Origin of the sequence: Massilia arenae (genome assembly GCF_008014745.1) — a bacterium.
GTDB lineage: Bacteria > Pseudomonadota > Gammaproteobacteria > Burkholderiales > Burkholderiaceae_D > Telluria > Telluria arenae.
The window spans coordinates 60,700-83,055 of record NZ_VPFD01000002.1; the positions used below are offsets into that span (position 1 = coordinate 60,700).

24 protein-coding genes are annotated in these 22,356 nt (G+C 66.2%); 17 read left to right on the forward strand and 7 right to left on the reverse strand.

The window, feature by feature from the left end:
- The first annotated feature begins 41 nt into the window (after nucleotides 1-41).
- Nucleotides 42-890, forward strand: coding sequence for a fumarylacetoacetate hydrolase family protein (locus FVD38_RS01675; RefSeq protein ID WP_147933246.1), 849 nt, complete (start codon nucleotides 42-44; stop codon nucleotides 888-890).
- Between the two features lie 3 nt (nucleotides 891-893).
- Here the strand turns inward: FVD38_RS01675 and FVD38_RS01680 are convergent, their stop codons facing one another.
- The gene (locus FVD38_RS01680) at nucleotides 894-1,448 is read right to left on the reverse strand and encodes a carboxymuconolactone decarboxylase family protein (protein ID WP_147933419.1); all 555 of its coding nucleotides are present in this window, start codon (nucleotides 1,446-1,448) and stop codon (nucleotides 894-896) included.
- A gap of 128 nt (nucleotides 1,449-1,576) precedes the next feature.
- Here FVD38_RS01680 and FVD38_RS01685 point away from each other — a divergent pair, with 128 nt between their 5' ends.
- Nucleotides 1,577-2,902 (forward strand): aspartate aminotransferase family protein, encoded by a 1,326-nt coding sequence (locus tag FVD38_RS01685; RefSeq protein ID WP_147933247.1) that lies wholly within the window; start codon nucleotides 1,577-1,579, stop codon nucleotides 2,900-2,902.
- A gap of 18 nt (nucleotides 2,903-2,920) precedes the next feature.
- On the opposite strand, the gene FVD38_RS01690 is transcribed toward FVD38_RS01685, so the two are convergent.
- The 3 genes from FVD38_RS01690 to yjgA are packed head-to-tail and all read right to left on the reverse strand — an operon-like array spanning nucleotide 2,921 to nucleotide 4,793.
- The gene (locus FVD38_RS01690; protein ID WP_147933248.1) at nucleotides 2,921-3,589 is read right to left on the reverse strand and encodes an alpha/beta hydrolase; all 669 of its coding nucleotides are present in this window, start codon (nucleotides 3,587-3,589) and stop codon (nucleotides 2,921-2,923) included.
- A 12-nt stretch (nucleotides 3,590-3,601) separates the two neighbouring features.
- Nucleotides 3,602-4,222, reverse strand: a complete 621-nt coding sequence (gene mog, locus FVD38_RS01695; protein ID WP_147933249.1) for a molybdopterin adenylyltransferase — start codon at nucleotides 4,220-4,222, stop codon at nucleotides 3,602-3,604.
- Nucleotides 4,200-4,793, reverse strand: a complete 594-nt coding sequence (gene yjgA, locus FVD38_RS01700) for a ribosome biogenesis factor YjgA (protein WP_123068823.1) — start codon at nucleotides 4,791-4,793, stop codon at nucleotides 4,200-4,202. Before yjgA ends, mog begins: the two co-directional genes overlap by 23 nt.
- A gap of 94 nt (nucleotides 4,794-4,887) precedes the next feature.
- Here yjgA and pmbA point away from each other — a divergent pair, with 94 nt between their 5' ends.
- A complete protein-coding gene (pmbA, locus tag FVD38_RS01705; protein ID WP_147933250.1) occupies nucleotides 4,888-6,240 on the forward strand; it encodes a metalloprotease PmbA in 1,353 nt (450 codons plus the stop codon).
- A 14-nt stretch (nucleotides 6,241-6,254) separates the two neighbouring features.
- Entirely contained in the window at nucleotides 6,255-6,497 is a 243-nt protein-coding gene (locus tag FVD38_RS01710; protein ID WP_123068821.1) for a hypothetical protein, read from the forward strand.
- A gap of 66 nt (nucleotides 6,498-6,563) precedes the next feature.
- On the opposite strand, the gene FVD38_RS01715 is transcribed toward FVD38_RS01710, so the two are convergent.
- Nucleotides 6,564-7,697, reverse strand: a complete 1,134-nt coding sequence (locus FVD38_RS01715; protein ID WP_123068820.1) for a M14 family metallopeptidase — start codon at nucleotides 7,695-7,697, stop codon at nucleotides 6,564-6,566.
- 65 nt (nucleotides 7,698-7,762) lie between these two features.
- A complete protein-coding gene (locus FVD38_RS01720; protein WP_147933251.1) occupies nucleotides 7,763-8,692 on the reverse strand; it encodes a LysR family transcriptional regulator in 930 nt (309 codons plus the stop codon).
- A gap of 100 nt (nucleotides 8,693-8,792) precedes the next feature.
- Here FVD38_RS01720 and FVD38_RS01725 point away from each other — a divergent pair, with 100 nt between their 5' ends.
- On the forward strand, nucleotides 8,793-9,452 hold the full coding sequence (locus FVD38_RS01725; protein WP_147933252.1) for an NAD(P)-dependent oxidoreductase: 660 nt from the start codon (nucleotides 8,793-8,795) through the stop codon (nucleotides 9,450-9,452).
- Here the strand turns inward: FVD38_RS01725 and paaX are convergent, their stop codons facing one another.
- The gene (gene paaX / locus FVD38_RS01730; RefSeq protein ID WP_147933253.1) at nucleotides 9,453-10,388 is read right to left on the reverse strand and encodes a phenylacetic acid degradation operon negative regulatory protein PaaX; all 936 of its coding nucleotides are present in this window, start codon (nucleotides 10,386-10,388) and stop codon (nucleotides 9,453-9,455) included. It lies immediately after the preceding gene.
- A 117-nt stretch (nucleotides 10,389-10,505) separates the two neighbouring features.
- On the opposite strand from paaX, the gene paaA reads away from it, so the two are divergent.
- From paaA to paaZ, 12 genes are all read left to right on the forward strand, one after another.
- On the forward strand, nucleotides 10,506-11,495 hold the full coding sequence (paaA, locus tag FVD38_RS01735; protein ID WP_147933254.1) for a 1,2-phenylacetyl-CoA epoxidase subunit PaaA: 990 nt from the start codon (nucleotides 10,506-10,508) through the stop codon (nucleotides 11,493-11,495).
- A gap of 70 nt (nucleotides 11,496-11,565) precedes the next feature.
- On the forward strand, nucleotides 11,566-11,850 hold the full coding sequence (gene paaB / locus FVD38_RS01740; RefSeq protein WP_147933255.1) for a 1,2-phenylacetyl-CoA epoxidase subunit PaaB: 285 nt from the start codon (nucleotides 11,566-11,568) through the stop codon (nucleotides 11,848-11,850).
- 8 nt (nucleotides 11,851-11,858) lie between these two features.
- Complete coding sequence (paaC, locus tag FVD38_RS01745; RefSeq protein WP_147933256.1) at nucleotides 11,859-12,611, forward strand: 1,2-phenylacetyl-CoA epoxidase subunit PaaC; 753 nt, start codon at nucleotides 11,859-11,861, stop codon at nucleotides 12,609-12,611.
- A complete protein-coding gene (gene paaD, locus FVD38_RS01750) occupies nucleotides 12,611-13,123 on the forward strand; it encodes a 1,2-phenylacetyl-CoA epoxidase subunit PaaD (protein WP_147933257.1) in 513 nt (170 codons plus the stop codon). The genes paaC and paaD overlap by 1 nt, the downstream gene beginning before the upstream one ends.
- A gap of 7 nt (nucleotides 13,124-13,130) precedes the next feature.
- Entirely contained in the window at nucleotides 13,131-14,207 is a 1,077-nt protein-coding gene (gene paaE / locus FVD38_RS01755) for a 1,2-phenylacetyl-CoA epoxidase subunit PaaE (RefSeq protein ID WP_147933258.1), read from the forward strand.
- Between the two features lie 154 nt (nucleotides 14,208-14,361).
- Nucleotides 14,362-15,153, forward strand: a complete 792-nt coding sequence (gene paaG / locus FVD38_RS01760; protein ID WP_147933259.1) for a 2-(1,2-epoxy-1,2-dihydrophenyl)acetyl-CoA isomerase PaaG — start codon at nucleotides 14,362-14,364, stop codon at nucleotides 15,151-15,153.
- Between the two features lie 2 nt (nucleotides 15,154-15,155).
- A complete protein-coding gene (paaH, locus tag FVD38_RS01765; RefSeq protein WP_147933260.1) occupies nucleotides 15,156-16,685 on the forward strand; it encodes a 3-hydroxyacyl-CoA dehydrogenase PaaH in 1,530 nt (509 codons plus the stop codon).
- Nucleotides 16,675-17,112, forward strand: a complete 438-nt coding sequence (gene paaI / locus FVD38_RS01770; RefSeq protein WP_147933261.1) for a hydroxyphenylacetyl-CoA thioesterase PaaI — start codon at nucleotides 16,675-16,677, stop codon at nucleotides 17,110-17,112. The genes paaH and paaI overlap by 11 nt, the downstream gene beginning before the upstream one ends.
- A 23-nt stretch (nucleotides 17,113-17,135) precedes the next feature.
- Nucleotides 17,136-18,449 (forward strand): phenylacetate--CoA ligase PaaK, encoded by a 1,314-nt coding sequence (gene paaK, locus FVD38_RS01775; protein ID WP_147933262.1) that lies wholly within the window; start codon nucleotides 17,136-17,138, stop codon nucleotides 18,447-18,449.
- Nucleotides 18,450-18,460: 11 nt separating this feature from the next.
- The gene (pcaF, locus tag FVD38_RS01780) at nucleotides 18,461-19,666 is read left to right on the forward strand and encodes a 3-oxoadipyl-CoA thiolase (protein WP_147933263.1); all 1,206 of its coding nucleotides are present in this window, start codon (nucleotides 18,461-18,463) and stop codon (nucleotides 19,664-19,666) included.
- Between the two features lie 5 nt (nucleotides 19,667-19,671).
- The gene (paaY, locus tag FVD38_RS01785) at nucleotides 19,672-20,271 is read left to right on the forward strand and encodes a phenylacetic acid degradation protein PaaY (RefSeq protein WP_147933264.1); all 600 of its coding nucleotides are present in this window, start codon (nucleotides 19,672-19,674) and stop codon (nucleotides 20,269-20,271) included.
- 23 nt (nucleotides 20,272-20,294) lie between these two features.
- Entirely contained in the window at nucleotides 20,295-22,346 is a 2,052-nt protein-coding gene (gene paaZ / locus FVD38_RS01790) for a phenylacetic acid degradation bifunctional protein PaaZ (RefSeq protein WP_147933265.1), read from the forward strand.
- Nucleotides 22,347-22,356 lie beyond the last annotated feature (10 nt).

The window sequence follows — 22,356 nt, forward strand, 5'->3', positions numbered from 1 at the left end:
GCCGCCCACGGCCTGCACGTTCACGATCGAGGAAGATTGACATGAGATTGGTGCGCTATGGCCGCCCGGGCAAAGAAAAACCGGGCCTGTTCGACGAAGAGGGCCGCCTGCGCGACCTGTCCGGCATCATCGACGACATCGATGCGTCGGTACTGGGGGACAAGGCGCTGCGCAAGCTGGCGAAGATCGACCATAAAACCCTGCCGCTGGTGCGCGGCAATCCGCGCCTGGGCGTGCCGGTCAAGGGCGTCGGCAAATTCATCGGCATCGGCATGAACTACGCCGACCACGTCGCCGAGACCAAGTCCACGATGCCGAGCGAGCCGGTGTTCTTCACCAAGGCGATCAGCTCCCTGAGCGGCCCGGACGATGCGATTCAGCTGCCGAAAGGCTCGAAGAAGACCGACTGGGAAGTCGAACTGGGCGTGATCATCGGTGCCCGTGCACAGTACGTGAGCGAAGAAGAAGCGCTGAAATACGTGGCCGGCTACTGCGTGGTCAACGACGTCTCGGAACGCGCCTTCCAGTTCGAGATGGGCTCGCAGTGGGATAAAGGTAAAGGCTGCGACACCTTCGGCCCGGTCGGCCCCTTCCTGGTCACGCGCGACGAGATCTACGACGTGCAGGACCTCGACCTCTATCTGGAGCTGAACGGCAAGCGCATGCAGACCGGGAACACGGCGAGCATGATCTTCAGCGTGGCGCAGATCGTCAGCTATGTATCGCGCTTCATGACCCTGGAACCGGGCGACATCATCACCACCGGCACCCCGCCGGGCGTGGGCATGGGCCGCTCGCCGCAGCGCTTCCTCAAGAAGGGCGACCAGCTGCGCCTGGGGATCGCGGGTTTGGGTGAGCAGCAGGCGGACGTGGTCGCCTTCCCGAAATAAGGGTCAATCCGGCATGCGCCACGCGCCCTCCTCGGGCACGCTGGTGCGCGCCGTATTCATCACCATGGCGAGCAGGGTGTAGTAGCCGTTGATCCCGATGAGGTCGACCACGCCCTGCTCGCCGAACAGCGCCAGCGCGTCGGCATATACCCGGTCCGACACCGTCTTGTGCTCGTGCAGCTCGACGCAGAAGTCGTGCACCACCGCCTCGTCCACCAGCATGTCGCCCGGCCGCTCGCGCGCCGCGATGGCGGTGATCACCGACGACGGAATCCCCACTTGGGCCGCGATCGGCGCATGGATCGCCCACTCCACCTGCTGGTCCCACTGGCGCGCCGTCACCAGGATCGCCAGCTCGGACAAACGCACCCCGATCGCGCTGCGGTAGCGCAGGTACTCGCCCATGCGCTGCGCATGGCTCATCAGCTCGGGACTGCGCAGCAGCGGCACGAAGGGGCCGTAGACGGCGCCGCGCGGGCCTGCGGCGATCTCCTGCGCGGCGGCGCGCTGGGCCTCGCTCAGTGCGTGATCCGGGATGGGGCCCAGGCGTTCGCTCATCTGCTCACTCATGTGTTGCACCAAAAGTGAATCCACAGAAATATTCGCACGGCCCGCGCTAAAAATCAAAAGAAGCCGTCGCCCGCCCGCTTATCGTCAAGTGTCGACCCCACTGGAGGTAAGCGTTCATGAGCCACATCATCCATCGCAGCCTGCGCCAGGTGCCGCCCCTCGCGGCCGGCGGCGAGGGCATCACGCTCGTCGACACCAACGGCAAGACCTACATCGACGCCAGCAGCGGTGCCGCCGTCTCTTCGCTGGGCCACGGCCACCCGGACGTGATCACCGCCATGCACCGCCAGATCGACCGCTGCGCCTACGCCCACACTGCCTTCTTCACCACCGACGTGGCCGAGCAGCTGGCCAAGCGCCTGGTCGAGGGCGGGCCGCAAGATATGGGCGGCGTGTATTTCGTCTCCGGCGGCTCCGAGGCGATGGAGACCGCGCTCAAGCTGGCGCGCCAGTACTGGGTCGAGATGGGCGAGCCGCAGCGCACCCGCTTCCTGGCGCGGCGCCAGAGCTACCACGGCAATACGCTGGGTGCGCTGGGAGTGGGCGGCAACGAGTGGCGGCGGCGCGCCTTCGCTCCGCTATTGAAGGATGCGCTGCGGGTATCGGCCTGCTACGAGTACCGCGGCCGCGCCGACGGCGTCAGCGTCGACGACTACACCGCCGGCCTGCTCGACGAACTGGAGACGGCCATCCTGCGCGCCGGGCCCGAGAACATCATCGCCTTCGTGGCCGAGCCGGTAGTGGGGGCGACCGGCGGCGCGATCCCGCCCACGCCGGGCTACTTCCAGGGCGTGCGAGAGATATGCGACCGCCATCGCATCCTGCTCATCGCCGACGAAGTCATGTGCGGCATGGGCCGCACCGGCACCATGTACGCGATCGAGCAGGACGGCGTGGCGCCTGACATCGTGGCCGTGGCCAAGGGCCTGGGCGCCGGCTACCAGCCGATCGGTGCGGTGCTGGCGCACAAGGCGATCGTCGAGTGCCTGCGCAGCCGCAGCGGCATGTTCCAGCACGGGCACACCTATATCGGCCATCCGGTGGCCGCCGCCGCGGCGCTGGCGGTGCAGCAGGTGATCGAGCGCGACGACTTGCTGGCGCGCGTGCGCAGCCGCGGCGCGGTGCTGCGCCGCATGCTGGGCGATGTGTTCGGGGTGCACGAACACGTGGGCGACATCCGCGGACGCGGGCTGCTGCTGGCGCTGGAATTCGTGCGCGACAGGGAGACGAAGGAGCCGTTCGATCCCGAGCGCAAGCTGCATGCGGCGATCAAGGCCGAGGCGATGGCGCGCGGCCTGCTGGTCTATCCGATGGGGGGAACGATCGATGGGCAGCACGGCGACCATGTGCTGCTGGCGCCGCCGTTCATTGCGACGCCGGCCGATCTGTCGGAGATCGTGTCGCGCCTGAGCGATGCTGTGGAGGCAGCGCTGTCGACGTGACCGCGCCGCCGCAGGGTGTTATGCAACGACCTTGCGAATCCACTTGGCGATATCCTGCACCTCTTCCAGGCACAGCGTGTGCTGCATCTGATAGGCGTGCCACTCGACCTGGTAGCCGAGCGACTCGAGCACCTTGCGCGAATCTTCGGCGCGTGCGAACGGCACCACCGGATCCTGCACGCCATGCGCCATGAAGATCGGCGTGGCCAGGCTGGCTTCATGGCGCTCGGCGCCGGCCACGCTTGCCAGCGGCAGGTAGCCCGACAGGCACATCATGCCGGCCAGCGGTTCCGGGTGGCGCAGGCCGGTCTGCAGGGTCATCGCGCAGCCCTGCGAGAAGCCGGCCAGGATGATGCGCGAGGCCGGGATGCCGCGCGATTTTTCGCGGGCGATCAGCGCTTCGACCTGCAGCTGCGAGGCGCGCAGGCCGGCTTCGTCTTCGCGCCGCACCAGGTCGGTGGCGACGATGTCGTACCAGGAGCGCATCACGTAGCCGCCGTTGATCGTCACCGGCATCGTGTTCGCATGCGGGAACACGAAGCGGATGCCCGGCAGGCCGGCCAGGTCCAGTTCGCGCACCATCGGCACGAAGTCGTTGCCGTCGGCGCCCAGGCCGTGCAGCCAGATGATGGCGATTTCCGGGTTCGGCGCGGTCTCGACTTCAATGTTTTCCAGCAGCTGGCTCATAGGCTCTCTTGTTTAAACAGCAGGCGCACGCAGCGCCGATTTGGGACGGAAGGTCTTGCTCACCACCGGATCGGTTTCCATGTACGGACCGCCAATCAGGTCGATGCAGTAGGGAACGGCCGCAAAAATGCCGCCGACGACCGTGTTGCCGGCGTCGTCCTTCAGTCCCTCGAGGGTTTCCTTGATCGACTTCGGCTGGCCCGGCAGGTTCATGATCAGGGCCGCGTGGTCAGCAGTTTCGCGAATGACCGCGGTCTGGCGCGACAGGATCGCGGTCGGCACGAAGCGCAGGCTGATCTGGCGCATCTGCTCGCCGAAGCCGGGCATTTCCTTGGTGGCGACGGCCAGCGTGGCCTCGGGCGTGACGTCGCGCCGCGCCGGACCGGTGCCCCCGGTGGTCAGCACCAGGTGGCAGCGGGCGCTATCGACCAGCTCGACCAGGGTCGCCTCGATAGCGGCGCGGTCGTCCGGGATCAATCGCGTCTCGACCCGAAATGGCGTGGTGATCGCCCCCGCCAGCCACTCGTTCAGCGCCGGGATGCCCTTGTCTTCATAGACGCCACCGCTGGCGCGGTCGGAGACCGACACCAGGCCGATCACCAGTTCCTGATTACTCGTCGTCTGACTCGTCATCGTTGGCCTCTTCTTCAGCGTCGGCTTTCTTCTTCTTGCCCAGGTCCTTCAGGATCTGGAAGATTTCGCGGTAGGCCTTCGGCGGCTTGGACTCGGCCACTTCCTTGCGCGCGTTGCGGATCAGGGTGCGCAGGTGCTGGACGTCGAGTTCAGGATTCTCTTCGAGCAGGACGGTCAGCGCCTTGTCGTCGGCCAGCAGCTTCTCGCGGCGGCGCTCGAGCGCGTGCAGCGACGCCGTCTCGGCTTTCGATGCGCCTTTCCAGCTGTCGATGGTGCGCTGGATGATGGCGACTTCTTCCTCGTCCAGGGTGCGCATCTTCTTGCCCACGAACTGCATGGCGCGGCGGCGGCCTTCGTGGTTGGTGATGGTCTGGGTTTCAAGGATGACATCGCGAATGTCTTCCGGCATCGGCACGCGCTTGACGCGGTCGCGCGGTGCCTCGACGAGCTGTTCGCCGAGCTTTTGCAACTCATTCGACTGGCGCTTGAGTTCCGACTTGGAAGGGCGGTCGTATTCGGGTTCGAACTCGTTCGACTGGAAGCCGACGGAGCCGCGATTTGGATTAGGCATGATATGAATGGATTTGATTGGCGCGGGGCCGATCAGTGAAAACTGTAAACGGCTGCTATGATAACTGTTTTAGGGCCTGCCACGAAAAACACCTATGAACGACAACGCTTTTACCCACACCCAGGATCAGCTCAAACAGCTGGCGCGCGACGTACTGGCGTTCGCCCGCGAGCAGGGCGCGACCGACGCCTCGGTCGAGATCAGCGAAGGGAGCGGTTTGTCGATTTCTGTGCGTAAAGGCAACATCGAGACGATCGAGCAAAACAAAGACAAGGGCCTGGGCGTCACCGTCTACGTTGGACAGCGCCGCGGCAATGCCAGCACCTCCGATTTCTCGACCGGCTCGCTCAAGGCGACGGTGGAGGCGGCCGCCAACATCGCCCGCTTCACCGCCGAGGACGATTGCGCCGGCCTGCCCGATGCCGATCTGCTGGAGCTGGCGCCGCGTGATCTGCGCCTGTTCTACCCATGGCAGATCAGCACCGAAGAAGCGGTGGAGCTGGCCAAGCGCTGCGAAAACGCCGCCTTCGAGGTCGACAAGCGCATCACCAACAGCGAAGGCGCCAGCGTCTACGTCCAGCAATCGCATTTCGTCGGCGCCAACTCGCGCGGCTTCATCGGCGGCTACCCGTTCTCGCGCCACACGATCTCGGTGGCGCCGATCGCCGGCAAGGGCAATCAGATGCAGCGCGACGACTGGTACACCTCGTCGCGCAACCCGAAGGAACTGGCCAAGCCCGAGAAAGTGGGCCGCTACGCCGCCGAGCGCGCGCTGGCGCGCCTGAATGCGCGCAAACTCAATACCCGCACCTGCCCGGTGCTGTTCGAAGCGCCGCTGGCCGCGGGCCTCTTGGGCGCCTTCGTGCAAGCGGTGTCGGGCGGCGCGCTGTACCGCAAGTCGACCTTCCTGCTCGATACCCTGGGCAAGCAGGTCTTCCCCTCGCACATCCAGATCGTCGAAGACCCGCACCTGGTCGGCGCGGTCGGCTCGGCCCCGTTCGACGAAGAGGGCGTCAAGACCGTGCGCCGCAAGGTGATCGCCGATGGCGTGCTGCAGGGGTACTTCCTGTCCTCGTATTCGGCGCGCAAGTTGGGCATGAAAACCACCGGCAATGCCGGCGGCTCGCACAATCTCGAGATCGTCTCCAAGGACACCCGCCGCAGCGACGATTTCGAAGGCATGCTGCGTAAACTCGGCACCGGCCTGCTGGTGACCGAACTGATGGGCCAGGGCGTCAACTACGTGACCGGCGACTATTCGCGCGGCGCGTCGGGCTACTGGGTCGAGAACGGCATCATCCAGTATCCGGTCGAAGAGATCACCATCGCCGGCAATATGCGTGAGATGTTCCAGCAAATCGTTGCCGTCGGTAACGATACCCTCGTACGCGGCAACAAGACCACCGGCTCGATCCTGATCGAGAAGATGGTCGTGGCCGGTAACTGAAAGAGGAGCACGCCATGGGCCGATTCGTCCGCATCGACAAGGAAAGCAGCCCCAAGACGGTGCTGCTCAATCTCGACCTGGTGGCCACCGTCGAGCTGGCCCCGCAATCCGACCTGCTCAGTTCGGCCGGCGCGGACAGCCGCAAGGTCTACGCTACTTTCCTGGCGTCCGATAAAACCGCGATCGCGACCCTGCATTTCGACAGCATCGCGGATGCGAATGCGTGGGTCAAGACGCACCTGGGCGTGGATCTGTAAGCCTTCTGTTCAGCGCGAAAAAAACGCTCCGTCTTGCGGAGCGTTTTTTTTATTGGCGGATCTGAATTACTTGACCGCGCGGATCGCGTTCAGCACCGGCTGCAGCACCGCGGCGCCCAGGCGCGCGCTGCGTGCGCCGTCCCAGCCGACTTGCGGATCCGGGTCGTTGGCGTTGTCCTTGAATGGCAGTTCCAGGGTGAGCGACAGGCAGCCGAAGGCGTGGGTGATGTGCGGCGAACCCATGGTCAGGGTCTCTTCGGTGTACGGCGTGGCGCCGTAGCCGTGCACGTCCTGGAAGTCCGGGCTGGCGATCTTGAAATCGGCGATGAAGCGGTCTTGTGCTTCTCCCTGTTCCTTGGTGAAGTTCGGCAGCGATTCGCTGCCGGCCACGAACACATAGGGCAGGCCTTCGTCGCCGTGCACGTCCAGGCACAGGTCGACGCCAGTCTCGTGCATTTTCTGCAGCACCAGGAAGACCTCGGGGCTGCGCTCCATGCTCGGCTTGAGCCATTCGCGGTTGAGGTTGGCGCCGGCCGCATTGGTGCGCAGGTTGCCGCGCACCGAGCCGTCCGGATTCATGTTCGGCACCACGTAGAACACCGACTCTTTCAATAACTGGCGCCCGAACGGGTGGGCCGGATCCAGCAGCGCGTCGAGCATGCCCTCGACGAACCATTCGGCCATCGTCTCGCCCGGGTGCTGGCGCGCGATCACCCACACCTTCTTTTTACCCTCGGCCGGCTCGCCGATCACCAGCATGTTCAGGTCGCGACCATCGACGGTCGAGCCCAGGTCGAGCATGCGCACGTTCTCGGCCATCTGGGCGCGGTCCAGCAGCTCCAGGTGGCGTTCCCACGAATATGGCTCGAAATACGCGTAGTAGACGCTGTCCATGCCCGGGGTGTGCTCGATGGTGAGCACCTGGCCATCGAACGAGGTCGGCACGCGGAACCAGTTGACGCGGTCGTAGCTTGCCATCGCCTGGTAGCCTTCCCAGCCGGCCGTATAAGCGGCGTTGCCGGCGTTGAGCAGGCGGATGGAGCAGGCTTCGCCTTGCGCGCCCTGCAGGCGGAAGTAGAACCACTGGATGATGTCGGCGTGCGAGTCCTTGCGGATGTTCAGGTCGATGGCGTTGGCGCTGGTGGCGTTCACGACCTCGATGGCGCCAGCGTCGAATTGGCTGCTGATCTTGATAGACATGGTGTTGTCCTGTGTTGGGAAGGTACGTTGAAGCATCGATGATACCCGTTTTCGATAATCCCTCGCTAGGCGGGCCTGGCGCCGGGCAGGGCGGCGAAATGACGCTGCAGGGCGTCCAGCGCAACCTTTACCTTGGCCGGATCGCCGTCGCGCCGCGGCGTCATGGCCGCCACCGGCAGTGCCGGCAACTGCCAGTGCGGCAGCACGCGCACCAGGGCGCCACGTTCGAGGGCGGGGTGGACGTCGGCATGGCCCAGCAGCGCAAGGCCCATTCCCTGTTCGCACATCTGCTGCAGCGAGAGCTGGTTGTTGCTGAGGATGCGCACGCCGACGCGCATGTGCTCGCGCTGCTCCCCCTGCCGCAGGTCGAGCTCCATGGATGGCACGCCGTCGTCGCCTTTCGACTCGACTGCCTGGCGCATCGACCCCAGCCAGTGATGGTTTGATAGCGCACGCGGCGTGTCCGGCATGCCGTGGCGTTCGATATAGGCCGGCGCCGCACACACGATCACCTCGAACCGGCACAGGCGGCGTGCTATCCAGCCCGAATCGGGCAGGCGGCCGGCGCGGATGGCGATGTCGATGCGGGCGTCGATCAGGTCGATCATGGCGTCGTCGACCAGCAGCCGCAGGCGCAGCTGCGGCCACGCGGCCAGCACCGGCGCCAGGGCCGGCGCGATGTGCAGGCCGAAGCCCACCGGCGCCGCCACCCGCAGCTCGCCGCTCGGCGCGTCGCGCGCATGCAGCAGCGAGTCGTTGGCCGCATTGGCCGCTTCGAGCAAGCGCAGGCAGTGCGGATAGCAGCGCGCGCCGGCCTCGGTCAGGGTCAGCTTGCGTGTCGAGCGGTACAGCAGCGTCACACCGGCCTGCCGCTCGAGCGCGCGGATGGTCTGGCTGACGGCGGACGGGCTCATGCCCAGCCGGCGCGCGGCGGCGCTCATCGAGCCGCTCGAGACCGTTTCGGCGAATACCGCATAGGGTTTCAGGTCGTTCATCTATTAGCCTGGCTTCAAGGTGATAGTGGATGCAGCCATCTTATCGCCTTATCGTGAAGCCGATATCGTAGGCGGATCGATCACATCATTGGAGTCACGCATGAACATCGCCCTGATCGGCGCCACCGGCTTCGTCGGCGCCGCCGTCCTTACTACTCTCCTGCAACGCGGTCACCAGGTCACGGCGCTGGTGCGCGATCCGTCGAAGCTGGCGCCGCAGCCCGGCCTGACCGCGGCGGTGGCCGACGCCTATGACGCCGATGCGATCGCGGCCGCCGTGCGCGGTCACGATGCCGTCGTCTCGGCCTTCAATCCTGGCTGGAACGATCCCACCCTGTACGACAACTTCATGCGCGGCAGCGCGGCCATCGAGCGTGGCGTCGAACTCGGCGGCGTGCGGCGCCTGCTGGTGGTCGGCGGCGCCGGCAGCCTGTTCGTGGCGCCTGGCGTGCAACTGGTCGACACGCCCGAATTTGTCGACCACGTGCCGCCCAATATCGTGCCGGGCGCGCAGGCAGCGCGCGACGCGCTGAACACGCTGCGCGCAAATACCACGCTGGACTGGACCTTCCTCAGCCCGCCCGCGATGCTGGGACAGGGCGAGGCGACCGGCGGCTACCGTGTCGGCGGCGAAGACTTGCTGATGGACGGCGACAAGCCGGCCGGTATCGCGGTGGCCGACCTGGCGCTCGCGATCGCCGACGAGATCGAACAGCCGCGCCATGTGCGGGCGCGCTTCACCGTCGCAAGCCCGGCGTAATCAATCGCGCAGACCGCCGAAGCGTCCGTGATAGGCGGCGTCGGCATCCGGCGTCGCCGCGTCTTCCTTGCGCAGCATGGCCAGCACGTGCTCCTCGGCGCGCGCGTGGCACAGGCGGTAGATCTCGCGCGCCAGCGCGTAGGCGTCGGTCCCCGGCCACGGCTGCGGCAGCAGGGCCAGTGGCAGCATCGGGTCGTGCAGCTGTACCCGCCGGTAGGCGTGAATCAAGAGGGTACGGATCGCGAACGCATCCTCGGGCCTCACATCGCCCTGGCCCAGCATGTCGGGCAGCGGCGCGAAGCGCTCGATGAAGCCGCGATAGGCAGTCACCACCGCGTCGAGATTCCAGCAGTCGCCCACCAGCTCGGGCAGCGGGCGCGATCCCATGCCTGGCAGCTCGTCGACCTGGCACACGAAGACCTTGTCGACGGCATCCGCGCGTGCCAGGATCTCGCGCAGCGTGTCGCGCTCGGGCGCCGGATGCGCCATCACTCCCGTCGCCAGCATCGCAAAACCCTCCCACTCGAGTTCCTTGCGCAGCAGGGTGCGCAGCTCGCTGTCGATGCTGGCGCTCTTGCCATGCGGCGCCAGCACGAAGGTCCAGCGCCCGTCCCAGTCCAGGCCCGGCGCCGAATAGATGCGGCGGTTGGCGCGCTCGAAGCGGGGCAGCGCCTTGGGCTCGATCGCATAGCGGCTGCGCCGGCCTTCGCGGCTGGCCGTCAGCCAGCCTTCCTGCACCAGGCGGAACACGCTGGTGCGCACCAGCCGGTCGCCGACGCCGAGCGGGCCCACCAGCTCGATCATGCTGCCCAGCCAGAAGGCGCCGCCATGCGGGGCGATCGTGTCGCCGCACACGGTCACCACCAGCGACTTGTGGCGTGGCGGATCGAGGGCCAGGTGGTGGGCGATCCACTCAGTGCTGGAGAGTCGTTTCATGATTGCGGTCAATTTTTCGTGCTGCGATATGATTCAAAATTATTGTGTACATCAAGTTTTTTGTATCGTATTATGATTTGGACGGGTTTGCAATTGTAGAGAACCACGGGGGAAGCTATGTACGCACAAATGGTGGAGACCGGCCTCAAGAAAGTCCGCACAGAACAGGACATGAGCGCCGAAGAGCAGGCGTTCCAGGCGCGCATCGACGCCGGGATCAAGATCGAACCGAAGGACTGGATGCCGGAAGCGTACCGCAAGACGCTGATCCGCCAGATTTCGCAGCACGCGCATTCCGAAATCGTTGGCCAGCTCCCGGAAGGTAACTGGGTGACGCGCGCGCCGACCCTGCAGCGCAAGTCGGTGCTGCTGGCCAAGATCCAGGACGAGGCCGGCCACGGCCTCTATCTGTACAGCGCCGCCGAGACGCTGGGCGTCTCGCGCGACGAGCTGCTGCAGGCCCTGCACTCCGGCAAGGCCAAATATTCGAGCATCTTCAACTATCCGACGCTGAGCTGGGCCGACATGGGCGCGATCGGCTGGCTGGTGGATGGCTCGGCCATCATCAACCAGATCCCGCTGTGCCGCTGCTCGTACGGCCCGTATGCGCGCGCCATGGTCCGCGTCTGCAAGGAAGAATCCTTCCACGCGCGCCAGGGCTACGACATCATGATGGCGCTGGCCAAGGGCACGCCGGAGCAGAAGGCGATGGCGCAGGATGCGCTCAACCGCTGGTGGTGGCCTTCGCTGATGATGTTCGGTCCGTCCGACGCCGAATCGGTCAACAGCGCGCAATCGACGGCCTGGCGCATCAAGCTGTTCTCGAACGACGAGCTGCGCCAGCGCATGGTCGACCAGACCGTGCCGCAAGCCGAATACCTGGGCCTGACGGTGCCCGATCCCGACCTCAAGTGGAATGCCGAACGCGGCTCCTACGATTTCGGTGAGATCGACTGGTCCGAGTTCTACAACGTCCTGAAAGGCAACGGCCCCTGCAACCGCGAGCGCCTGCGCACGCGTGTCAAAGCCTGGGACGACGGCGAATGGTTCCGCGACGCCCTGGTCGCCCACGCCGACAAGCAAGCCGCCAAAAAAGCCGCAGCGTAGGGTGGACGGCTCCGCCGTCCACGCGTTCAGCACACGCTCGACCTACCCGAACGCCATCACGGAGACAACAATGAGCAAAGAATGGCCCCTGTGGGAAGTTTTCATCCGCAGCCAGCACGGCCTCGCCCACAAGCATGTCGGCAGCCTGCACGCCCCTGACGCCGAAATGGCGATCAACAACGCACGCGACGTCTACACCCGCCGCAACGAAGGCGTCTCGATCTGGGTCGTGCGCGCCGCCGACATCGTCGCCAGCAGCCCCTCCGACAAGGAGTCGCTGTTCGAGCCGGCCAACAGCAAGGTCTACCGCCACCCGACCTTCTTCCCGATGCCGGAAGAAGTCAAGAACCTGTGAGCCTGCAGATGGACGCCAAATTCCAGTACCTGCTGCGCCAGGGCGACAACGCCCTGATCCTCTCCCAGCAACTGTGCCAGCTGGTCGGCAAGGGCCCCGCGCTCGAAGAAGATATGGCCCTGTCCAACGTGGCCCTCGACCTGCTGGGCCAGACCCGCATGTGGCTGACGTATGCGGGCGAGCTCGAAGGAAAAGGCCGCGACGAAGACCGCCTGGCCTTCCTGCGCGACGCCCATGACTACCGCAACTGCCTGCTGGTCGAGCAGCCCAACGGCAGCTACGCCGACACCCTGACGCGCCAATTCCTGTTCGACACCTGGCACTACTTCCTGATGGACGGCCTGACCCGATCCAGCGATGAGCGCATCCGCGAGATCGCCGCCAAGTCGATCAAGGAAGTAACCTATCACCTGCGCCGCAGCGGCGACCTGGTGGTGCGCCTGGGCGATGGCAGCGACAAGAGCCGCGCCATGATGCAGACCGCGCTCGACGAGCTGTGGATGTACAGCGGCGAGATGTTCCTCTACGACGAGATCGACAATGCGATGGTGGAGCAGGGAGTTGCTCCGCCCGTCGATGCGATTCGCAAGCAATGCCTCGACCACATGGCCGACATCTTCAGCGAGGCCACCCTGACGATGCCGTCGCCCGACGCCTGGATGCAGCGCGGCGGCAAACAGGGCCGCCACAGCGAACGCCTCGGTTTCATCCTGGCCGAGATGCAGTTCCTGCAGCGCGCCTATCCGGGAGCGGCCTGGTAATGACCGCCCTCGACGTCACCGTTGAACAGGTCTGGGACTGGCTCGGCGAGGTCGCCGACCCGGAGATCCCGGTCATCTCGGTGGTCGACTTGGGCATCGTGCGCGCCGTGCGCCTGGAGGGCGAGACATGCCTGGTCACGATCACACCGACCTATTCGGGCTGCCCGGCGATGCAGGTGATCTCGGAATCGGTCAGCGAAGCGTTGCGCGCGCACGGCATCGAGGATGTCCGCATCGAGAGCCGTCTGTCTCCCGCCTGGACCACCGACTGGATGAGCGCGGCCGGCAAGGCTGCCCTGAAAGGCTATGGCATCGCGCCGCCGGTGCAGCAGGCGATCGACATCAGCGGCCTGCACGCCGGCATCCGCCGCCGCGCGGCGCCCGACGTCGCCTGCCCGCACTGCGGCTCGCCCCACACCCAACTGACCAGCGAATTCGGCTCGACCCCGTGCAAGGCGCTGTACAAGTGCCTCGATTGCCGCGAGCCGTTCGACTACTTCAAATGCCACTGAGGTCTGCATGAGCAAGTTCCATCCATTGACCGTATCGAAGGTGAAGCACGAGACGCGCGACGCCATCGCCGTCACCTTCGACGTCCCGCCCGAGCTGAAAGAGGCCTTCGCCTACCGCCAGGGCCAGTACCTGACCCTGCGCGCCACCATCGATGGCGAAGAGGTGCGACGCTCGTACTCGATCTGCTCGGCCGTGCAGGACGCGCAGCTGCGGGTGGCGATCAAGCGCTGCAGCGGCGGCCTGTTCTCGGGCTGGGCCAACGACAGCCTGCAGCCCGGCGCCACGCTGGACGTGATGCCACCCAGCGGCAACTTCAACGTGCCGCTCGACGCGGCGAGCAGCCGCCACTACCTGGCGTTCGCCGCCGGCAGCGGCATCACGCCGATCCTGTCGATCGTCAAGACCACGCTGCAGGCCGAGCCGGACAGCCGCTTCACCATCGTCTACGGCAACCGCGCCTCGTCGAGCGTGATCTTCCGCGACGAACTGACCGACCTGAAGGACCAGTACATGGGGCGCCTCCGCCTGGTGTACGTGATGAGCCGCGAGCAGCAGGACATCGAACTGTTCAACGGCCGCATCACCAAAGACAAGTGCAGCCAGTTCCTGCGCCACTGGATCGATATCAGGGACATCGACGTCGCCTTCATCTGCGGCCCGGAAGACATGATGCACGGCGTCTCGCGCGCGCTGCAGGAAGCCGGCCTGCCGAAGGAGCAGATCCGGATCGAACTGTTCGCCGCCAGCGCGCCGACCCGCGAGCGCAAGCCGCGTTCGGTCGAATCGGCGGCACGAAACCTGACTGAAGTGACCGTGATCATGGACGGCAACGCCGCCAGCTTCACAATGGACAAGGACAAGGAATCGCTGCTGGACGCCGGCCTGCGCGCCGGGCTCGACATGCGCTACTCGTGCAAGGGCGGCGTCTGCTCGACCTGCCGCTGCAAGGTGCTCGACGGCGAAGTCGAGATGGACGTGAACTACGCGCTCGAAGACTACGAAGTGGCGCGCGGGTTTGTGTTGAGCTGCCAGAGCTTCCCGGTCACGGACAAGGTGGTCGTCGATTTCGACATCCACGAGTGACTCCAACCTTGGCCCGCGCCGTCAGCACGTCGTTCCCGCGCAGGCGGGAACCTAAGTTGACTTTTGTGGCGTAGCGAAGAACTTAGGTTCCCGCCAAGGCGCCCGGCGAGGGCGGGAACGACGGCGAACGATAACGAAAATAGTGGAGACAACAATGACCTACGAATCCATACAATTCAAGATCGAGAACGGCATCGCGCTGCTGACGTTGAGCCGGCCCGACCGCCTGAACAGCTTTACCCAGGCCATGCATCTCGAGGTGCGCGACGCCCTCGATAAGCTGCAGGCCGACAAATCGGTCCGCGTGCTGGTCCTGACCGGCGCCGGCCGCGGCTTCTGCGCCGGCCAGGACCTGTCCGACCGCGCCGTCGACCCCGGCGCCCCGAGCGTCGACCTGGGCGCATCGGTCGAAAAATTCTACGCCCCGCTGGTGCTCACCTTGAAGAACCTGCCGATGCCGGTTATCTGCGCCGTCAATGGCGTGGCCGCCGGCGCCGGCGCCAACCTGGCGCTGGCCTGCGACATCGTGCTGGCCGCCAAATCGGCCAGCTTCATCGAAGCCTTCAGCAAGCTGGGCCTGATCCCCGACACCGGCGGCACCTGGCACCTGCCGCGCCTGATCGGCCACGCGCGCGCCATGGGACTGGCCATGCTGGGCGAAAAACTCAGTGCCGAGAAGGCCGAGGAATGGGGCCTGATCTGGCGCTGCGTGCCCGACGAAGCCCTGATGGATGAAGCCATGGTCATGGCCGAACACTTCGCCGCCGCGCCGACGAAGGGGCTGGCCTTCACCAAGAAAGCCTTCCAGGCCAGCTACGCCAACTCGCTCGAAGACCAGCTGCAGCTCGAAGCCGGCATGATGCGTGAACTCGGCTACAGCCATGATTACCGCGAAGGCGTGGCCGCCTTCATGGCCAAGCGCACGCCGCATTTCAAGGGAGAATGAGCATGCACGCCATCCCTCCAGGCAGCACGGTCGCCGTCATCGGCAGCGGCGCCATGGGCGCCGGCATCGCCCAGGTCGCGGCCACCGCCGGCCATCAGGTCCTGCTGTTCGATACCCGCCCTGACGCCGCCGACAAGGCCATCGCCGGCATCGGCAAGACCTATGCGAAGCTGGTTGAGAAGGGCCGCATGGGCGCGGTCGAATCCGACCTGGCGCGCGAACGCCTCAAGCGCATCGCGTCATTGCACGAAGCCGCCGGCGCCGTCCTCGTGATCGAGGCCATCGTCGAGAACCTGGACGCCAAGCGCGCCCTGTTCGCCGAGCTGGAAGGCATCGTCGGCCAGCACTGCATCCTGGCCACCAACACCTCGTCGATCTCGGTCACGGCGATCGGCGCGCAACTGCAGCACCCTGAACGCCTGGTCGGCATGCACTTCTTTAACCCGGTGCCGCTGATGGCGCTGGTCGAGGTCATTAGCGGCCTGGCCACCGGCCGCGAGGTCGCGAACGTCGTCCATGCCACCGCTGAAAGCTGGGGCAAGAGCCCGGTGCATGCGAAATCGACGCCCGGCTTCGTCGTCAACCGTGTGGCCCGGCCGTATTACGCCGAAGCCCTGCGCCTGCTGCTGGAACAGGCCGCCGATGTGGCGACGCTGGACGCGGTGATGCGCGATTGCGGCGGTTTCCGCATGGGGCCTTTCGAGCTGATGGACCTGATCGGCCATGACGTCAACTTCTCGGTCACCAACTCGGTGTTCGCCGCCTATTACAACGACCCGCGCTTCACGCCCTCGATCCTGCAGCAGGAACTGGTCAGCGCCGGCTTCCTGGGCCGCAAGACGGGGCGCGGGTTCTACCGCTACGGCGACGACGCCGCCAAGCTGGCGCCGCAGACCGAGGCGCCAGGCCAGAAACCGTCGGCGCTGCGCCATGCCGGCGGCCTCGGTGCGGTCGATGCGCTAGCCGAACGCCTGCGTGGCGCCGGTTTCGATCCGGTCGCCATCGAGGCCGCACCTGGTCTCTATTGCGAAGGCGCCGCGATCTACCTCACCGATGGCCGCAGCGCCACCGAGCGCGCCGAAGCGGACGGCCACCGCGACACGATCCTGTTCGACCTGCTGCTCGACTCTGCGGGAGCCACCCGCATCGCGCTGGCGCGTGCCGACCAGTGCGGCGACGCCGCCTGGCAGGCCGCGGTCGGCTTGTTCCAGGCCGCCGGCTTTGCCGTCACGCGCATGGACGACGTGCCCGGCATGGCCGTGATGCGCACCGTGGCGATGCTGGCCAACGAGGCCGCCGATGCCGTCAACCAGGGCGTGTGCAGCGCCCGCGCCGTCGACATCGCGATGCAGAAGGGCGTCAACTATCCACGCGGCCCGCTGGCCTGGGCCGACAGCATGGGCTTGCGCCAGGTCGTCACCGTGCTGGCCAACCTGGCCGCCACCTATGGCGAAGACCGCTACCGCGTGTCGCCGCTGCTGCGCCGCAAGCTGGCTGCCGATCCGCAGGGAGCGCGCTTTCATGCACGTTGATCCGCAACGGCTGGCCGAACTGGCCGGCCGCACGATGTACGAACGCGATCCGGCCAGCCAGGGCCTCGGCATGCAACTGCTCGAGATCCGTCCCGGCTATGCGCGCATGTCGATGAAGGTGCGCGACGACATGCTTAACGGCCACGCCAGCTGCCACGGCGGCTACATCTTCATGCTGGCCGACAGCGCCTTCGCCTTCGCCTGCAACTCGCACAACTTCAATACCGTCGGCGCCGGCTGCACCATCGACTACCTCGCGCCGGGCCGTCCCGGCGACGTGCTGGTGGCCGAGGCGGTGGAGCAGGCGCTGCAGGGCAAGACCGGCGTCTACGACGTCGCCGTGACGGACCAGGACGGGCGCACGATCGCGCTGTTCCGCGGAAAGTCGCACCGCGTCGCCGGCACCCTGGTGCCGATGGACGCGTGAATAAACACTGAAAGGAGATCGAGATGGTCCAACGCATTCCCGCCGATGGCGAGCTGGAGCCGATCGAACGCGCCAGCCGCGACGAGCTGCAGGCGCTTCAGCTGCAGCGCCTGCAATGGACGCTCAAGCACGCCTATGAGAACGTGCCGCACTACCGCGCCGCCTTCGACGAAGCAGGGGTGCATCCGAGCGACCTGAAGACCCTGGCCGACCTGGCGAAATTCCCGTTCACCGAGAAGAAGACGCTGCGCGACAACTACCCGTTCGGCCTGTTCGCCGTGCCGCGTGAAGAGGTGGTGCGCGTGCACGCTTCGTCTGGCACCACCGGCAAGCCGACCGTGGTCGGCTACACGCAAAACGATATCGACACCTGGGCCAATGTCGTGGCGCGCTCGATCCGCGCCGCCGGCGGGCGCAAGGGCGACCTGGTGCACATCTCCTACGGCTATGGCCTGTTCACCGGCGGCCTGGGCGCCCACTATGGCGCCGAGCGCCTGGGTTGCACCGTGATCCCGATGTCGGGCGGCCAGACCGAGAAGCAGGTGCAGCTGATCTGCGACTTCAAGCCGTCGATCATCATGGTCACGCCCTCGTACATGCTCAATATCGTCGAGGAGTTCACCCGCCAGGGCATCGACCCTGCAAGCTCGTCGCTCAAGGTCGGCATCTTCGGTGCCGAGCCGTGGACCGACGCGATGCGGCGCGAGATCGAGACGCGCGCCGGCATCGATGCGGTCGACATCTATGGCCTGTCCGAAGTGATGGGGCCGGGCGTGGCCAGCGAATGCATCGAGAGCAAGGACGGTCCCGTCATCTGGGAAGACCATTTCTACCCCGAGATCATCGATCCCGACACTGGAGAAGTGCTGCCGGACGGCGAAGAGGGAGAATTGGTATTCACCTCGCTCACCAAGGAAGCGCTGCCGATTATCCGCTACCGCACGCGCGATTTGACCCGCTTGCTGGCGCCGACCTCGCGCGCGATGCGCCGCATGGGCCGCATCACGGGTCGCTCGGACGATATGCTGATCATCCGCGGCGTGAACGTGTTTCCGAGCCAGATCGAGGAACTGATCCTCAAGATGCCGGCGCTGGCGCCGCAGTACCAGCTGGTGGTGGCGCGTGACGGCCACCTGGACACGCTCGAAGTGCTGGGTGAATTGCGTGACACCTCCCTACCGCCAGACAGTGTGGACGCGCTGTGCCGCGACCTCCAGCACTGCATCAAGACCTATGTCGGCGTGACTACCCGTGTGACCCTGCTGCCGCCGCAAGGCATCGAGCGCACCCTGACCGGCAAGGCCCGGCGTGTGGTCGACCGTCGCCCAAAACCATAAAGGAGATTTTCATGATCGACGCCTTCATCGTTGACGCCGTCCGCACCCCCTTCGGCCGCTACGGCGGCGCCCTGTCCAGCATCCGCGCCGACGATCTTGCCGCGCTGCCGATCGCGGCGCTGATGGCCCGCAACGAGAACGTCGACTGGACGGCGGTCGATGACCTGTTCTACGGCTGCGCCAACCAGGCCGGCGAAGACAACCGCAACGTGGGCCGCATGGCCGCGCTGCTGGCCGGCCTGCCGCAAGACGTGCCGGCCAACACGATCAATCGCCTGTGCGGCTCGGGCATGGATGCCGTGGGCACCGCCGCGCGCGCCATCAAGGCGGGCGAGGCGCAACTCGTGATCGCCGGCGGTGTCGAAAGCATGACCCGTGCGCCGTTCGTGATGGGCAAGTCCGACAGCGCATTCTCGCGCGCGGCCAAGATCGAAGATACGACCCTGGGCTGGCGCTTCGTCAATCCGGCGATGAAGGCAAAGTACGGCATCGACTCGATGCCCGAGACCGCCGAGAACGTGGCGCGCGAGTTCGGCATCGCCCGTGCCGACCAGGATGCGTTCGCGCTGCGCAGCCAGCAGCGCTGGGCGCGCGCGAACGAAGAGGGATTCTTCAAGGACGAGATCGTGCCGGTGACGGTGGCCCTCAAGAAAGGTGAATCGCGCGTGGTCGACACCGACGAGCAGCCGCGCCCCGATACCAGCATTGAAGCACTGGCCAAGCTGAAGGGCGTGGTCACGCCGGATGGCTCGGTCAGCGCCGGCAACGCCTCGAGCCTGAACGACGGCGCCTGCGCGCTGCTGCTGGCTTCCGGCGAAGCCGCCGCCCGCTACGGCTTGACCCCGCGCGCACGCGTGGTCGGCATGGCCACCGTCGGCCTGGCGCCGCGCATCATGGGCTACGGCCCGGCGCCGGCGGTGAAGAAGCTGCTGGCCCAGACCGGCCTCACGCTCGAGCAGATGGACGTGATTGAGTTGAACGAAGCCTTCGCCGCCCAGGGCCTGGCCGTCACGCGCGACCTCGGCCTGGCGGACGACGACGCCCGCGTCAACCCGAACGGTGGCGCGATCGCCATCGGCCACCCGCTCGGCGCCTCCGGCGCGCGCCTGGTCATGACGGCGGTGAACCAGCTGCACCGCACGGGCGGACGCTACGCCTTGTGCACGATGTGCATCGGCGTCGGCCAGGGCATCGCGCTGATCGTGGAGCGCGCGTAAAAGATATGGTCAAGGTTTATGAGATCGACGGCGTGCGACCGGTCGTGCACCCGACCGCCTACGTGCACCCGTCGGCGGTGCTGATCGGCGACGTGATCGTCGGCCCGCGCTGCTACATCGGCCCCTGCGCCAGCCTGCGCGGCGATTTCGGTCGCCTGATCCTGGAAGAGGGCGCCAACCTGCAGGATACCTGCGTGATGCACGGCTTCCCGGGCGAGGACACGGTGGTCGAAGTCGATGGCCATATCGGCCACGGCGCCGTGCTGCATGGCTGCCGCGTCAAGCGCAACGCCATGGTCGGCATGAATGCCGTCGTGATGGACAAGGCGGTGGTCGGCGAGGAATCGATTGTGGCCGCGATGAGTTTCGTGAAGGCGGGCATGGTCATCCCGCCACGCTCGATGGTGATGGGCACGCCGGCCAAGGTGATGCGTGAACTCACCGATGAAGACGTGCAATGGAAAAGCTTCGGCACCCGCCAGTACCAGGAACTGGCCGTGCGCTCGCTGCACACCATGCGTGAGGTCGAGGCGGATACCGAGGTGGAGCCGGACAGGCAACGCATCGCATTCGACGCCGACGGCATGCACAAGCCGAAAGCCTGAAGAGACAAACGAGGAGACAGAATATGGGTAACATCCCGACACTACAAAGCCTGATTGCCGGCCGCTGGCACGGCCAGGAATCGCACACCGCGCTGCACAGCGCCCTCGACAACGCGCTGATCTATCACACGCACGCCGAGAAGATCGATTTCGACGAGGCCCTGACTTTTGCACGCAAGACCGGCATCAAGAGCTTGATGAGCCAGGACTTCCAGAAGCGTGCGCAATGCCTGAAGGCGCTGGCGCTGTACCTCATGGAGCGCAAGGAAGAGCTGTACGAGATCTCGCACCTGACCGGCGCCACGCGCCAGGACAGCTGGGTCGACGTCGAAGGCGGCATCGGCACCCTGTTCGCCTACGCCAGCATGGGCTCGCGCGAGCTGCCGTCATCGAACGTGCTGCACGAAGGACCGGCCATGGCGCTGGGCAAGCGCGGCGGCTTCTCCGGCACCCACATCCTGGTGCCGCGCGGCGGCGTGGCGGTGCACATCAATGCCTTCAACTTCCCGATCTGGGGCCTGCTCGAGAAATTCGCGCCGAGCTTCCTGGCGGCCATGCCTTGCATCGCCAAGCCTGCCACCGCCACCAGCTACCTGACCCATGCCGTGGTGAAAATGATGATGGAGTCGAACCTGCTGCCGGCCGGCGCGCTGCAGCTCGTGATCGGCAGCACCGGCGACCTGCTCGATCGCCTGGGTGGTTTCGATGCCGTCACCTTCACCGGCTCGGCCGATACCGCCGCCAAGCTGCGTTCGAACCCGAACCTGATCCGCGCTTCGGTGCCATTCACGGCCGAAGCCGACTCGCTCAACTGCGCGATCCTGGCGCCGGACGTCACGCCCGACGATCCGGAGTTCGATCTGTTCGTGAAGGAAGTGGCGCGCGAGATGACCGGCAAGGCCGGCCAGAAGTGCACCGCGATCCGCCGTGTGATCGTGCCGGAAACGCTGGTCGATGCGGTCGGCGAACGCCTGAGAGAGCGCCTGGCCAGGACCACGGTTGGCAATCCGAAAGTGGAGGGCGTGCGCATGGGCGCGCTGGCCTCGATGGACCAGCACCGCGACGTCAGCGAGCGGGTCGAGCTGCTCGCGCGCGGCAACGAGGTCCTGTTCAGCGCGCGCGACGGCTTCAATCCGGTCGGCGACAACGTCGCCAGCGGCGCCTTCTTCTCGCCCACCTTGCTGCTATGCCGTAACGCCATGGACAACGACGCCGTGCACGACGTGGAAGCCTTCGGCCCGGTCAGCACGCTGATGACCTACCGCGACATCGATGAGGCACTGGAGCTGGCCGCGCGGGGCAAGGGCAGCCTGGTGACGACGCTCGCCACCAAGGACCCTGCGATCGCCGCCTACGCCGTGCCGGTGGCGGCGGCCTCGCACGGCCGCGTGCTGATCCTGGATCGCGAAGCAGCGGTGGACAGCACCGGCCACGGCTCGCCGCTGCCGCAACTGAAACACGGCGGCCCGGGCCGCGCCGGTGGCGGCGAAGAGCTGGGCGGCATCCGCGCCGTCAAGCACTTCCTGCAGCGCGCCGCGGTGCAGGGTTCGCCGACCATGCTCGGCGCCGTGACGGGTGAATACGTGCGCGGCGGCGCCGTCAGGGAAAGCGAGATCCACCCATTCCGCCGCTACTTCGAAGACCTGGAGATGGGCCACTCGCTGCTGACCCACCGCCGCACGGTGAGCGAAGCCGACATCGTCAATTTCGGCGGCGTCTCGGGCGACTACTTCTACATGCACTTCGACGAGATCGCAGCGAAAGACACGCAGTTCGGCCAGCGCATCGCGCACGGCTACTTCGTGCTGTCGGCGGCGGCCGGCCTGTTCGTGTCGCCGGCGCCGGGGCCGGTGCTGGCCAACTACGGCCTGGACAACCTGCGGTTCGTGGCGCCGGTGGCAATCGGCGACACCATCCGCGCGCGCCTGACCTGCAAGCGCAAGGTCGATCGCAACCGCGCGGATGAGCAGGGCAGGGGGCAGGGCGTGGTGGCGTGGGACGTGCAGGTGACGAACCAGCGCGATGAACTCGTGGCTAGCTACGATATCCTGACGCTGGTGCAGAAGCGCAGCTGAACCGCGGGCG